Annotated in this window: 12 protein-coding genes and 3 pseudogenes; 9 read left to right on the forward strand and 6 right to left on the reverse strand. The window is 69.3% G+C overall.

All coding sequences use genetic code 11. The features are described 5' to 3' along the window. Positions 1-224 precede the first annotated feature (224 nt). The 6 genes and pseudogenes from MTR79_RS16415 to MTR79_RS16440 all read left to right on the forward strand — a co-directional run. A complete protein-coding gene (locus MTR79_RS16415; protein WP_189365375.1) occupies positions 225-1,262 on the forward strand; it encodes a phytanoyl-CoA dioxygenase family protein in 1,038 nt (345 codons plus the stop codon). Beyond that, positions 1,259-2,593, forward strand: a complete 1,335-nt coding sequence (locus MTR79_RS16420) for a DUF6271 family protein (RefSeq protein WP_244790911.1) — start codon at positions 1,259-1,261, stop codon at positions 2,591-2,593. Before MTR79_RS16415 ends, MTR79_RS16420 begins: the two co-directional genes overlap by 4 nt. After that, positions 2,590-3,780: a type III PLP-dependent enzyme gene (locus tag MTR79_RS16425; RefSeq protein ID WP_244790913.1), complete on the forward strand. Its 1,191-nt coding sequence runs from the start codon at positions 2,590-2,592 to the stop codon at positions 3,778-3,780. The genes MTR79_RS16420 and MTR79_RS16425 overlap by 4 nt, the downstream gene beginning before the upstream one ends. Further along, positions 3,777-4,340, forward strand: coding sequence for a GNAT family N-acetyltransferase (locus tag MTR79_RS16430; RefSeq protein WP_244790915.1), 564 nt, complete (start codon positions 3,777-3,779; stop codon positions 4,338-4,340). Before MTR79_RS16425 ends, MTR79_RS16430 begins: the two co-directional genes overlap by 4 nt. Continuing rightward, positions 4,325-5,551: an MFS transporter gene (locus MTR79_RS16435; protein ID WP_244790917.1), complete on the forward strand. Its 1,227-nt coding sequence runs from the start codon at positions 4,325-4,327 to the stop codon at positions 5,549-5,551. Before MTR79_RS16430 ends, MTR79_RS16435 begins: the two co-directional genes overlap by 16 nt. 91 nt (positions 5,552-5,642) lie before the next feature. Then, positions 5,643-5,907: pseudogene (locus tag MTR79_RS16440) on the forward strand (transposase); the annotation flags it as partial. 94 nt (positions 5,908-6,001) lie between these two features. Here MTR79_RS16440 and MTR79_RS16445 read toward each other — a convergent pair. The 3 genes from MTR79_RS16445 to MTR79_RS16455 are packed head-to-tail and all read right to left on the reverse strand — an operon-like array spanning position 6,002 to position 7,248. Then, positions 6,002-6,139 (reverse strand): hypothetical protein, encoded by a 138-nt coding sequence (locus MTR79_RS16445; protein ID WP_163037188.1) that lies wholly within the window; start codon positions 6,137-6,139, stop codon positions 6,002-6,004. A gap of 51 nt (positions 6,140-6,190) precedes the next feature. Next, positions 6,191-6,688, reverse strand: coding sequence for a transmembrane transport protein (locus MTR79_RS16450; protein ID WP_244790919.1), 498 nt, complete (start codon positions 6,686-6,688; stop codon positions 6,191-6,193). Further along, the gene (locus tag MTR79_RS16455) at positions 6,685-7,248 is read right to left on the reverse strand and encodes a sigma-70 family RNA polymerase sigma factor (RefSeq protein ID WP_244790921.1); all 564 of its coding nucleotides are present in this window, start codon (positions 7,246-7,248) and stop codon (positions 6,685-6,687) included. The genes MTR79_RS16450 and MTR79_RS16455 overlap by 4 nt, the downstream gene beginning before the upstream one ends. 816 nt (positions 7,249-8,064) lie before the next feature. Between MTR79_RS16455 and MTR79_RS16460 the strand changes: the two genes are divergently transcribed. Beyond that, on the forward strand, positions 8,065-9,165 hold the full coding sequence (locus MTR79_RS16460) for an FAD-dependent oxidoreductase (RefSeq protein WP_189365369.1): 1,101 nt from the start codon (positions 8,065-8,067) through the stop codon (positions 9,163-9,165). Between the two features lie 131 nt (positions 9,166-9,296). Here the strand turns inward: MTR79_RS16460 and MTR79_RS16465 are convergent. From MTR79_RS16465 to MTR79_RS16475, 3 genes and pseudogenes are all read right to left on the reverse strand, one after another. Beyond that, positions 9,297-10,113: pseudogene (locus tag MTR79_RS16465) on the reverse strand (IS5 family transposase). 50 nt (positions 10,114-10,163) lie between these two features. Further along, complete coding sequence (locus MTR79_RS16470; RefSeq protein ID WP_244790923.1) at positions 10,164-10,490, reverse strand: hypothetical protein; 327 nt, start codon at positions 10,488-10,490, stop codon at positions 10,164-10,166. Between the two features lie 668 nt (positions 10,491-11,158). Continuing rightward, positions 11,159-11,914: a glucose 1-dehydrogenase gene (locus MTR79_RS16475; protein ID WP_244790925.1), complete on the reverse strand. Its 756-nt coding sequence runs from the start codon at positions 11,912-11,914 to the stop codon at positions 11,159-11,161. Between the two features lie 334 nt (positions 11,915-12,248). Between MTR79_RS16475 and MTR79_RS16480 the strand changes: the two genes are divergently transcribed. Continuing rightward, positions 12,249-12,902 (forward strand): NAD(P)H-dependent oxidoreductase, encoded by a 654-nt coding sequence (locus MTR79_RS16480; RefSeq protein WP_163037203.1) that lies wholly within the window; start codon positions 12,249-12,251, stop codon positions 12,900-12,902. A 154-nt stretch (positions 12,903-13,056) separates the two neighbouring features. Beyond that, positions 13,057-13,706 (forward strand): annotated as a pseudogene (locus MTR79_RS16485) (NAD(P)H-dependent oxidoreductase). Positions 13,707-13,757 lie beyond the last annotated feature (51 nt).

The raw sequence follows: 13,757 nt of genomic DNA on the forward strand, positions 1-13,757 counted from the left end.
TCCCCGAGGTGCACCGCCGGCGAACCAGTCGAACTCCCCAGCCCGCGATCACCGGGGCCGGTCCGGCGGGTAACAGGCAACTGGCAGGCAACTCTCGGCAACTTCACCGGGCCGCGATTGACGCCGCGAATTGGTCCAGTCCACTTTGGCAGGAACCTCAGTTCGATCAGTGACGGCCTTGAGTTCCCCTGGGTCACTGAGGAATCGCGCCTTGGAGTGATCGCATGCCGACGCCCGACCCCTACTTGTACCGCGCCCCGACACGGCGCCCGTATTTCAGCGCCGACGGCGAGACGTACCTCGCCCAGACCCAGCTGAGAGACATAGAGATCGAGAAGCCACGGTCGCTGCGCGTCCTGTCGGAACAGGATTTCGCCTTCTGGCAGACGTACGGCTATGTCGTGGTGCGCAACGCCGTCTCGCCGGGCGCGGCGAAGAGCCTGTACGAGTTCGCCTGGGAGTTCGCGGGGCTCGACCCCGACCGGCCCGAGACCTGGTACCGCGAACGCGAGTTCCGCTCGGACCTCGACCGCGACCTGCACGTCTACGGCTTCGTCGAGGCCTACCACCATCAGCTGATGTGGGACAACCGGCAGACACAGCGGGTCCACGACGCCTTCGCCGACGTGTGGGACTGCGAGGAGCTGTGGGTCACGCTCGACCGGCTGAACCTCAACCCGCCCAACCGGGGCAGCCGTTCACGCTCCCTCATCGCGCCGACCGACGAGGGATTCGACATCGAGCTGCACTGGGACGTGGACACCACCCTCGGGGTGCTGCCGCAGCGCGTGCAGGGCATCCTGGCCCTCAACGACACCCAGCCCGAGCTCGGCGGATTCCAGTGCGCACCGGAACTGTTCCGCCAGTTCGACGAGTGGCGGATCGCGCAGCCCGCCGACCGGGACCCGATCAGGCCCGCGGTCGACCGTGCCGACTTCCCCGTGGTAAGGCCCGACCTGCAGGCAGGTGACCTGCTGATCTTCAACGGACTGCTGGCACACGGCGTCGCGCCCAACGTCTCCGAGCACGGCGTGCGCGCCGTGCAGTACCTGTCGATGATGCCGGCGCTGGAGGAGCACGAGGCACTGCGCCGCTCCCGCGTCGATTCCTGGCGGACGCTCAGCACGCCCGACTGGAACGCGACGCTGCTCGGGGACGCCGACCGGCACGAATCGCTCCGCTACGGAGCCGCGACGCTCAACGACCTCGGCAGGAAACTCCTGGGGCTCGACTCCTGGAGCGAACGAGAGAGCACCGAGTGAACCACAAGACCAGCACCGACCGGATCTGCCTGGCCCTGCCGACCAACAGGGCGTGCGCGGAGGCCATCACCAGCATCGCCGAGGAGGGCGCGTACGCGGCTCGCACCTTCGGTACGGAGGTGCACCTCGTCATCCTCGACTCCTGCGATCAGGCCACAAGGACGGAACACACCCGCGTCGTGGCCGACCTGCCGGCCACTCCCGGCGTGACCGTCCACCACCTCGACGAGGCACGCCAACGACAGTTCCTGCGGCGCACGATCCGACGCTCCCGGCTCGCCGCCCCCGACCGGCTGCTCGACCTCATGCTGCCGGCCGACCTCTCCTACGGTGCCTGCACCAACCGCGCCTTCCTCATCGCCGGCGCACTCGGCTGCCGGTCGGTGCACCGCAGGGATTCGGACTGCAGCTACCAAGTGCTGGACGGCGAGAAGGTCTTCCCCATCCATCACGAGCTGGCCTCACTCGGGAAGACCGCGTCCAAGGCATCGGCGGCCGTGACGGAGACCGTCCTCGCCGCGCGCCATGGCCACCGCAGGGTCTCCATGGTCGGGGCCTCCTTCATCGGTGAACCGTCCGTGGACATCGCCGAGATCGAACAGCGCGACGCGGGCGTCTACCACGACATCGTCAGTCTGTGGGCACCCACCCACTGGTCGGACGAGCAGAAGGAACAGCTTGTCGAGGAGTCCTTCAAGGGCGCCGGAACCACCCCCTTCACCGCGGACCATTCCATCCTGACGCTCGTCGACCCCATGAGGGTCGACATGAGCAACATCGCCTTCGACCACGAGGTGTACGAGCGGGTGCCGCTGCCACCGGCGACCGACACCATAGGCAGCGACTACTTCCTCATCCACCTCGTCCACGACGCCGCACTGCCCGGCGTCCTGCACAACCGCCACATCCAGAACTACTACACGCCCTTCCGACGCACCGACGCCGGCTTCCGCGCCTACCAGATGCGGTTCGTGAAGTTCCTGTTGTCGATGCTCTACCTCAACGATGTCTACGGCCGGATGGGCGCGGCCGCCGACACCGCGCTGCTGGACGAACGGGAGCAGGTCCGCGGAGACGTCGTCTCCGGCTTTCTGCGCGAGAGCGCCGCCCTGGACCGGACGGAGAACGTCTGGCGACTGGACCGGGTCAGCACGGCGTACCGCAAACTGGGCGGTCGCTACGCCGAGTTCACGGACCTGATGGACGCACGGCGGGAAGAGTTGCTGGACGCGGCGCAGCGGGACACCGAGGACTTCGCGCTCCTGATCGACGTCTGGCCCGTGCTCGTGGGCACCGCCCGGGAGAGCGGCCTCGGGAGTGCGGACACGTGAGCGGAGACCTGGGTCCGCGACTGGCTTCCGCCCTGGCCACCGCGCCATCGGATCGGATCGTCTTCGATCTCACCGGGATCGAGGAGCAGTACGACCGTCTGGTGCGCGAACTGCCGGTCACCGTTCGGTTCGCCATGAAGGCATGCCCGGTCGACGAGGTGCTGGCCTGCCTCGCTGACCGAGGCGCCGGATTCGACGCGGCGAGCCCCGGCGAGATCGAGCAGGCGCTGCGGCTGGGCGTGCCCGCGGACCGCATCCACTACGGCAACACCGTGAAGTCCGACGCGAGCATCGCCGAAGCCCACCGGCTCGGCGTACGGACGTTCGCCACGGACAGCGTTCAGGACGTGGTGGCCATCGGCGCTCACGCCCCCGGCGCCCGCGTGTACTGCCGCCTCACCACCAGCGGGGAAGGCGCCCTGTGGGGACTCAGCCGCAAGTTCGGCTGCTCGCAGGACGACGCGGTCCGCGTGCTGACCGTGGCCCGCGCCGCCGGACTGACCCCGGCCGGGCTGTCGGTGCACGTCGGCTCCCAGCAGATGACCTACGACGCGTGGCGCCAGGCCGTCGACCGACTGGCGGACACCATGGTGGCGCTGCGTGAGCAGGGGATCGTGCTGGACCACGTCAACCTCGGCGGCGGTCTGCCCGCGCTGGGATACCTGGACCGGCACGGCCACCCCCTGGAGCCGCCGCTGGACAAGATGTTCGCCGTTCTCCGCGAGGGCATCGAGGACATGCGGCATCTCAACGCGGCCCCCCTCGACATCGTCATGGAGCCCGGCCGCCACCTGGTCGCCGATCACGGCGCGATCCGCGCGCACGTCTACCGGCTCACCGAACGACGGCAGGCCGACGGCGAGCCGGTGCACTGGCTGTACCTGAGCTGCGGAAAGTTCAACGGCCTTTACGAGATGGACGAGCTCTGCCACAGACTCGTCTTCCCGGGACACTCCGACGGCGAGTACGTCGCCGCCGTCGTCGCCGGGCCCACCTGCGACAGCGACGACGCGTACCGGACCGCGCACCGACGCGTGCCCAGGGAGCTGGCGTCCGGCGACCCGGTCTGGATCCTGTCCGCCGGTGCCTACGCCACCGGCTACATGACCCAGGGCTTCAACGGCTTCGGACCGCTGTCGCACACGGTGACACGCGACGGGCCCGACCACGCGGGTGCGGCGGCATGAGCCGGGAAAGGACCGGCCACGACGAACGCATCCGTCCCGTGCGGGCCGGCGACTGGCCGGGCATAGCCCTCGTGGAGGCAGCGGCCTACGCGGGGAGTTCACTGACCGAGGGCCGGGCGGCACTGGAAGCGAAGGGACGCGCCTCACCGGACACCTGCTTCGTGGTGGACCTCGACGGAGACGTCGCGGGGTACCTGCTCGCGCTTCCCTACCCGAGATTTAAGTACCCACCGCTGGCCCGGGCCGACGAGCCGGCCCACGACGCGCGCAATCTCCATCTGCACGACCTGGTCGTCGCCCACGGGCATCGGGGCAGAGGGTGGGGCCGTGGTCTGCTGGACCGCTTGACGGCCGCCGCCCGGCCCAGGTTCGAGCACATATCGCTCGTCGCCGTGGACGGTATGGCCGCCTTCTGGGCCGCACACGGCTATCAGGCCCACCCGCGGGTCCGACTCCCCGAGAGCTACGGCGAGAACGCCGTGTACATGTCCACCGCGGTACCCGGCAGAGGGAGCCGCCCTTCCAAGGAGGTGGCCCGGTTCCCGTGCCCCGTGTCCTAGACGACTTCAGACGGACGCAGTTGGCCATCGCGGCGCTGTTCTGCTTCCTCGGGTTCCAGTACGCCACCTGGGCCTCCCGGATCCCCGCCCTCAAGGAGCGCCTCGATCTGAGCGCCGGCGAGGTGGGCCTGCTGCTCGTGGTCACCGGGGCGGGCGCGGCTGCTTCCTTTCCGCTCATCACGTTCCTGATGCAGCGCCTCGGGGCACGCCGCGTCGCCCTGCTGTCCGGGCTCAGCCTGGTGGCGATCCTCCTCGTGCTGTCCGTGGCCCCCAACTACCCGACGGCGCTGGTGATTCTCTGTGTGGACGGGGCGGCGGTCGGCTGTCTGAACGTGGCGATGAACGCGCAGGGCGCCGCTCTGGAGGCGGTCCACGAACGTACGGCGATGACGCAACTGCACGCCACGTTCAGCGCGGGGTCGTTCCTCGCCGCTCTGTTGTCGTCCGGGGTGACGGCATTGACCTCTGACATCGCCCCCCACTTCGCCGCCGCTTCGGTGATCCTCCTGCTCCTCCTCGCGTGTGCGCGCCCGCGTCTGCTCACCGACGACGCCCCCGCCGCCGTGTCCCCGCCGGTCGCCGGGCAGGAGAAGGGCAAGCGCCGTCGCGGGTTCGCCCGACCGACCCAGGCGGTGCTCTGGCTCGGCTGCGTCATGGTGTTCGCGGAGGTCGTCGAGGGCTCCATGAACGACTGGTCCGCGCTCTACTTGAAGGACATCGCTCACGCGTCGCCCCAGGTCGCGCCACTGGGCATCGCCGTCATCTCGATCGTGATGGTCGTCGCGCGCCTCTTCGGCGACGGCTGGCGCAGCCGCTGGGGTGACGCCCGGGTCGTCCGCGTGGGCAGCGCGGTGGCCGGCGTCGGACTGGCGCTCGCACTGCTGGCGGGAGGCGTCGTTCCCGCGCTGATCGGGTTCGCGTGTGTGGGACTTGGCGTGGCCGCCGTGGCGCCGTGCCTCTATGTCGCCGCCGCGGCCGAAGGGCCGCAGGCCCTCTCCGTCGTCGCCGCCACGGGCACCACCGGCCTGCTCGTCGGCCCGGCGGTGATCGGGTTCGTCGCCGAAGCCGCCGACCTGGCCTGGGGCATGGCCGTCGTGGCCGCCTCCGCCGTCGTCGTTTCCCTGTGCACGACCCGCCTCCGCTTCGTCTCCCCGAAGGCCTCGTCCGAGGTGGGCACGGGGACGGACATGGTCGGGAAGGGTGCCATGTGACCCTGCCGCCGCAGCGGACGTTCATCCGCGAGATCGGGCACGGCCGCCAGTACTGCAACGGTGCCTACCGTGACTGCTGGCCAGGCTCGTCATGGGTGTGATCACGGGTGGGGACCTTGCTGATGTCAGGTCGTGGGCAGGTGAGCTGGATGTGGTGCACGGGCGGTTCGTGCACCGGTTCAGCCGGTCCGAGCCGCGGGAGTCGGCGCCGGCCTGTATGTACGGGGTCTGATCGCTCCGGCACCCGCTCGGCAGGAGTGCAGCGCCAGTATTCCCGCACCGCGGGCCGCACGGAGAACTCCCGGACCGGTGTCTTCCTCGCCTACGCCACGAGCCGCGGACGCACCCTGATCGACATCCCCGACCTCTGCCAGCTGACCTGTGTCACTGCATTCTTGGGCGTGTGCCACCGAGGCCTCAGCGGTGGGCCCTCGGCTCCGGGTCGCAGGCTCAGACCAGGAGCAGGCCGACGCCGATCAGCAGGGCGGTACAGGCCAGGGCCGCGACGACCAGGACGGTGCGCGTGCTCGCACCGCGGAGGCGGAGCGCGAGGGCCGGCGGGCCGATCGGAGGAGTCTTGTTGTCCATGTCTGTCTCCCTGATGATCTGGGTGATCTCTGCTTGGGCGAATCCGGCTGCTCAGGGGGCGCCTTGACGCAAGGCGTCCCGCAGCCGCAGGAGTTCGCGTCGGCGGCGCCGCGCCCGTACCAGGGCGAGCATCGCGGCGGCGGCGAAGACCGCCCCGCCCGCGGCGGTGGCCACCAGGTCGACGGTGCTGCCGCGGACTGCGGCCAGCGCCACCCCGGCCACGGCGGTCACCACGGTCGCCGCCAGTGCGATCCGGGCGGACAGCACCCGGTCCCGGGCGAACAGCGGCCGACGCCTGCTCAGCACCCAGCCGGCAAGAACGGCCCAGGCCAGGCCGATGGCGATCAGTCCGGCGAAGGCGGCCTGGGTACGCTTCGGCAGAGCATCCGGCTCGGTGGCCCACAGCACCGCGATCACGGCCGCGCCGCATCCCCCGGCCAGACCCACTGCCACATGGCGCAGCCGGGACCGCAGCGACACCTCCGCGGCCAGCGCGCGCTCCAGTTGCTCGGGCACCGCCCGCTGCACTGCGCGGTTCTGCTCGCTCATGCCTCGTATCCCTTCTCGGCAAGGTGGCCGCGCAGCATGCGCCGAGCGCGATACAGCCTGCTCTTGACCGTGCCGGCCGGTACGCCGAGCACCTCCGCGCAGGAAGCCAGTGGCAGGTCCTCCAGGTGGAAGAGGATCAGTACCTCGCGCTCCAAGAGCGGCAGAGCAGCAAGACCCGCCTCGATCTGCATCGTGGTGAGCACGCCGCTGAGCTCGTCGTCGGCGACGACAGTCGTGGCCTCTTCCATGGCCGTCTCCGCAGCCTTGTACGTCTGCCGCAGATGGTCAGTGACCGTGCGCCGGGCGATGGTGAACAGCCAGGGGGCGAACCGCTCCGGCTGCCGCAGCCGCGGCAGGCCGCGCACCACCGCGACCCACGCCTCCTGAGCAAGATCGTCCGCGAGGTGCGGAGAGCCGACCATGCCCCGGACATAGCGCCACAGCGGCGGGTGCCACATGGCCACCAGCTCGCGGAACGCCTCCCGCTCCCCAAGCTGGCAGCGCACCACCAGCAACCCGTCGTTGCCCACCACACCTCCCAGCTCTGCACCGTCCGTCACACAGACAGTCGGCATTCCGGGCGGAAAGGTTCACGGAAGCCTGAGCAACCGGTCGAAACACCGGCCGTAGGAGGAAATTCACCCCTTGATCACGGCTTCGGACACGCCGTGGCCAGGCCCAGACGCGCGCTCACGCCCTCACCGCCGGCTCTCCCGGTCCCGCAGCCATTGTCCGAACTCGGCGGCGACGATGCGCTCGTCATGCACGTCGGCTGCGTCGTCGGAGGCCAGCCGGACGATGGGCGGGCCCATCACCTCAGGGCTCAGGAACCCGTGACCCTCGCGGGCGACGTCCTGGGGGCAGCATCCCGGTGACCGTCACGCCTCCGGGCAGCAGCAGGTTGACGGTGACGCTCTTGCCCCGCGGGTCGGCTGCCACGGTGCGGGACAGCGCCTCACTGCCGGCACGCGACGGCCCGTAGTGGCGCGTCGGTGGCGCGGGCCGCGGATGCCGGACGGGTGGGGCGGGCGCCCCGGGCAGCGTGGGCTCGGCACGTCACGCCCGCCCTGGACCGGGCCGGGCCACCGAGGTCGAACCGGTCCGATGTACTCCTCAGGAACCTCCTCCCGTGCCTTGACCGGACGTCCGAGCCCGCGGCTCTCCGCCGGTCGATCACGGTCGTCGTCCGAGGTGGCCGGTTGACATATCGCAGATCGATGTGAGGCTGAAGGAGACACGGTTCCGCCGTCGCGTCACGTAGAGCCTGACAATGCCGCCCGCCGTGTCCAGTCACCCACCCGTTCGCGGCGGCGACAGATGAACCCCGTCTCTGCTCCGCGGGGGGACGGCTCCGGGACGCGAAGTGAGGCGATCGAATGGACCGGGCTCCCGAGGTGGCCGTGGTAGGAGCCGGGATCGTCGGGCTCTGCACCGCCTACGCATTGGCCGAACGCGGAACGACGGCGCGGGTCTACGAAAGCGGCGTTCCAGGCCACGGACAGTCCAGTGGTCAGTCCCGCATCTTCCGTCACGCGCACGACGACGCCCGCCTGGTCGAATTCACCCGGCAGGGCCGCGCCGTATGGGACGAGTGGGCCGACCGGTTGGGCGCCGAAATGATCTCCCAGGACGGAGTGGTCGCCCTGGGCGCTCCCGTTCCTGACAGACTGCGCATTCTCCAGGATGCCGGCGGCATTCCGGTCCAGACCGTGGACAGCGCCGAGCTTCACGCCCGCATGCCGCTGCTCGCCGAGTACCGCGGTCCCGCGATGCTCGATGAGGGCGGCGGTGCCATCCGCACCCGGGCCGCGGTCGAGAGCCTGGCCGACGCGCTGGGTGACTCTGTGGTCACCGACGAGGTCATCTCGCTGCATCCTACGGGCCGCGGCACGGTGGAGGTGCTCAGCGCCGCCGGCCGCGAAGAGTACGCAGCGGCCGTGGTGTGCGCGGGCCCGGGCACGGCGGGGCTGGCGCGCAACGTGGGGCTTTCGCTGCCCGTACGGCCGGCAGCCCACGTCCGCCTCACCTTCCAGGTCAGGGGAGCGCCCCCGAAACGGGTCGCCTGCCTGCAGGACAGCAGCGGCGACTTCGGCGAGGTCGGCGTCTACGCAGCCCCCTACCCCGGCAACGCCCGGTATGCGGTGGGCCTCAGCCAAACGGTCGAGGTGCGGGAGGACGGCAGCTTTGCGGACCCCGGAGAACTGGTGGCGCTCAACGACCGCGCCCGCGCGTACGTCTCCCGCGCATTGCCCGGCCTCGACCCCGAGCCCGTCGAGTACCTGCACTGCTGGGTGACAAGCCTGCCGTGGAGCGAGGACGGCATGGCGGTCTGGGAAGCCGACAGGATCTTTTTCACCGCCGGGCACAACCTGTTCAAACAGGCACCTCGACTGGGACGGGCGTTGGCCGGCGCGGCCATGGCCGAAGGACTCGAGGAGAACCTGCGGCCGGCCGCAGAACTCGGCAAGCCCCGCTGACCGCCCCAACAGTCGGCACACCCCGCTCGTCGGGGCGCCTACGAGGGGCGAGGACGCCTGTACGCCCCGGCCTTCCCGGAGGCAGCTGTTTCGTGTCCCATTTCCGAGAAATCCGCAGCTTAGACCGTGTCCTACGTGGTGAGGCGGATGAATCGCTTGTAGCAGTACAGGGCGGCGGCGAGGCCGAGAAAGGCCAGGTAGTTGCGGGGATCGCGTTCGTAGCGAGGGCTGAGTCGGCGGTAGCCGGACAGCCAGGACATCGTCCGTTCGATGACCCAGCGGCGGCGCCCTAATCGTTCGCTGGACTCGATGCCCTTGCGGGCGATGCGCACGCCGATCCGCTTGCCGCGGAGCCATCTGCGCAGGTCGGCCCGGTCGTAGGCTTTGTCGGCGTGCAGGCGTTGCGGCTTGAAGTACCGGCCGTTGTGGGGGTCATGTCTCGTTTGGTGACCGTCCACCATCGGCTTCAGTCCTTCGCTGTCGTGGGTGTTACCCGCGGAGACGCCGACGAGGAGGGGCAGGCCGTTCGCGTCCGACAGGACGTGCATCTTGGAACCCGGCTTGCCCCGGTCCACGGGGCTCGGACCTGTGTGTTCGCCCCTTTTTTCGCCCGAACGTGGGCGGTGTCGAGCACGACGCGGGTGACGTCGAGGAGGCCGGCGTCATCGAGCCGATGCAGCACGGCCTCGTGCAGCCGCCCCCAGACACCGGCTCTCGACCAGATCAGGAACCGCCGATGGGCGGTCGACTTCGAGACGCCGAAGCACGGCGGCAGAGCTCGCCAGGCGCAGCCGGATACCAGCACGTGATGATCGCGGCGAACAGCGTCTCATCAGGGATGTCCTGTGTTCCACCGCCCTGCGGCCGCACCTTCGACGGCGGGATCAGCGGCTTCGCTATTTCCCACAGCCCGTCCGGAACAATCCAACTCCATGTACCCCGCCCCATGCCGAGGTCAACGACGCCTCACCACGTAGGACACGGTCTGAATCGCCGTCTCAGTAGCCGAATTCAGGTGCCTGATAGGGAGCCCACCAACTCGTCAGAGCCCAGATGTCCAGGCCGACCGCGGTGACGGCGGCCAGGGCGGCGAGCCACGGGCGATGGAACCGGCGCAAGGTGAGCATCCAGAAGGCGAGCGGCACCAGGGCGCCCCCCGCGGCGATGAGGGGCAGGTCCACGTAGAGCACGCTGAGGTCCTGGTGTCTCCCCTCGAATCCACCCTCCACATTGACCCTCGCCAGCGGTGCCCAGGCCAGCAGCGCCGCTGCGGCACCCAGACCGGCGACGAGGAAACCAGCAAGACCCTTGATCTCTTCCTTCACGACAGGTCGGACGCCACACCCCTGCTCGCAGTTCCCGAGTCGGCCCACTGCACTACGCGTGGGGAGGTCGGCCGCCACCGGCCGCTGGTGGGCGAGCCGCCATGAACGGACATCAGCTCACGAACCGCGCTCTAACAGGTCCTAACGGAATGACCGCGTCGAGGCTGCGCTCAGCTTCCTCCGAAGACTGGTGGCAGGCAAGGGGGAGGCAAAACTCCTGGTCGCATGGAGTCTCGTGTCGTCAGAGCAGCCCGCCTTGCCCCCGCCGAAATTGGCTTCCTCGTCTTCACCCTGGCGCGGAACACGCTCCTCACCCAAGGCCACCCAGCCACGTCGGCTGACCAAGCCACGCAGCTCTCACCAAGCCACCCGCGTCCAGGGCCGAAGACCCCGTGCACCTCGGTCCCGTCGGGCAGCGCCGACCTGGCCGGGCAGCCGTCCTCGCTCATACCGCACCTGCCACGACCGCCGCGTGGGCGATCCGGACGAGAGGGACCGACCAATGCCCGGGGAAGGGGAGGTCATGGGCAGATCCACGCCAGCCGCGTAAACGACGTCCAGGGCAGTACCTCAGTTGATGGGCTGGGGGCGTCACACCGTAGGACAGTGATGTGTCACCGGCGTACCGCGGTCCGGTGAGAGCCTCGCCGGACCTCTCATCGGGCCGGTCAGGGGCGAAGGCCGCCGGAGGCCACGATGACCTCGCCGGTCACCCAGCGGGCCTGGGGGGACGCGAGGAAGGTGACCGCGAGGGCGACGTCCTCGGGCTGGCCCAGCCTGCCCAACGGGGTGTCCGCGACCAGGGAGTTGATGTACGCGCTGCCGACGAGACCCTGTGAGTGGCTGCCCTCGGTTTCCGTGACACCGGGGGCGACGGCGTTCACCCGGATGTTCTTCGGGCCGAGTTCTTTCGCCAGTACACGGGTGACCGCTTCCACGGCGCTCTTGGTCGCCGTGTAGACGCTCAGATTGGGCTGGATGAGCTGAGCCGCCGCGGTACTGATGTTGACGATGCTCCCTCCGTCGCGTCCGAAGTGCTTGACGGCCTCCTTGGAGGCGAGGAGCACGCCGAGGACATTGGTGTCGAACTGGCGGCGGAAGTCCTCCTCGGTCGTCTCCTCAAGAGGACCGAAGGCGTAGACGCCGGCGTTGTTGACCAGGATGTCCACCGCGCCGAAGGCGCCCACCGTCTCGTCGAACAGCGTCCGCAGGTCGGACTCCTTGGTGACGTCCGCGGGCAGGGCAATCGCCCTTCCCCCCGCATCTTCGATGGCGGCCACCACTGCGGCCGCCCTTTCCTTGTCGCCGGGGTAGTAGTTCACGACGACCGCTGCCCCCTCGGCTGCCAGGTTCTTCGCGAAGGCGGCACCGAGCCCCTGGGCGGCGCCGGTGACGACCGCCACCTTGTCGGCAAGCGTGTTCATGACCATCTCCAGATCCGGCCCGCGATCCAACAGGAGGAATCGGTCCGCCTGTCGGCCTGGGTCCCTGTTGATCGAAATGTGAGGAGACCGGGCGCACGGGTGAGTGACTATGCGCGAGGGGAGGCGTCGGGCGGTTGCGCCCCACGGACCGTGCCGGCCTCGAAGAACCGTAAGCACGGCCTTCCCTGCCCACAACGGTCCTGTTAGGTCCTTACGAGAAGTAAGCGGCTAACGGGTGCTTTGGTGGGTGGGGGAGGGCGGGGTCAGTGTGGACGCAGGCTCCTCGCGAGCCGCCCGATCCGATCGTCCGTACAGACCTGGAAGCACATTCACCATGGCAACTCTGCTGCACATCGACTCCTCCCTGAACCCCGGCACCACCTCGAAGTCCCGCACCGTGGCGATGAGGTTCTGCGACGCGTGGCGGGAGCAGCACCCCGACGGTGAGGTCGTCTATCGCGACCTTGCCGCGGAGCCCTTGCCGCACCTGGACCAGCATGCTTTCTCCGCAGCGTTCGTGGGTGCCGAGGCGCGTACTGCGGAGCAGGCCATGGCGATGGCCCGCCGTGTACAGCTGATCGAGGAACTTGAGCGGGCCGACGCAGTGCTCCTGGGCGCACCGATGTACAACTTCACGATTCCCTCGACCCTCAAGGCGTGGATCGATCACGTCCTCATGGTCGGACGCACCACCGGAGACACCTCCAGCGTCAAGGGGCTGCCGGTGACCGTAATCGCCAGCCGCGGCGGGTCGTATGCGCCGGGCACGCCCAGGGAAGCCTCTGAGTACGTGCAGAACTACTTGCGGTCCATCCTCAACGAGTACATGGGCCTCGAACTGGACTTCATCGTCCCGGAGCTCACGGCTGCGCACTCCAACCCGGACATGGCCGAACTCATCCCGCTGGCCGAGAAGTCCTGGGCACGCGCGCTGGACGACGCCGTCCTCAAGGGCAAGGAGACCGCCCGGCGCGTCACCGCCGCCTGATTCCTCCCGCCGCATACCGTGCCGCTCCCCTCCTCACTGGGCTGTGCGGCCCGTGCTCGCCCGGCCGCTGCCGACGGCTGGGCGACACCACGGCGGCCTCGAACACGGGCGCTCTCGGCGCCTTTGCTTACGCGCTCCGAGACTCTCCCCTTCCATGGCCGCACTGCTGCACATCGACTCGTCCGTGTCCGCCCACGACACGTCCGTCTCACGCGCGGTGATGGAGACGTTCCGCCGCATTTGGGCGGCCCACCCTCCTGACTCCACGGTGATCTACTGGGATCTGGCCGCCGATCTCGTCGCACACACCACCGCCGACGCTTACGCCGCCGGCCTTGCCGACCCGCGCACCCATACCGCCGAACAGGCCGCAGCCTTCGCCACTCGCCAACGGCTCATCGAGGAATTGGAACAGGCCGACGTGATCCTGCATCGGCGCGCCGATGCACACCTACACGATCCCCTCCACCCTCAAGGCATGGTTGGACAACGTAATCCTCCCCGGCCGCACGGCCGCAGAAGGCTCCGCACTCGCCTACACCGACCACCGTGGCCACCAGCCGGTACCTGTCCTACGCGCCCTGCACGGCTGAGGAGGGACACGATTTTGTGCAGAACTACCTCACTGCGGTCCTCGCTCACACGCTGCGCCTGGATGCCAGCTTCATCGTCCCTGAGTTCACGCTCGCCCAGCGGGATCCAGCCCTGACTGCGCTCCTGCCGCTCTTCGAGTGGTCCCGGGACCGTGCACACCAGGAGGCTGCAGCCAGGGCCCGGGCCGCGGCCCGGTATCGGGTGGCTTGAGCCGGCGCCCCCGCCCTGTGGACCAAGGAGGCCGGTCACAGCTTCCCATCA

Source organism: Streptomyces sp. BJ20, from assembly GCF_022869105.1.
Classification (GTDB): domain Bacteria; phylum Actinomycetota; class Actinomycetes; order Streptomycetales; family Streptomycetaceae; genus Streptomyces; species Streptomyces griseoincarnatus.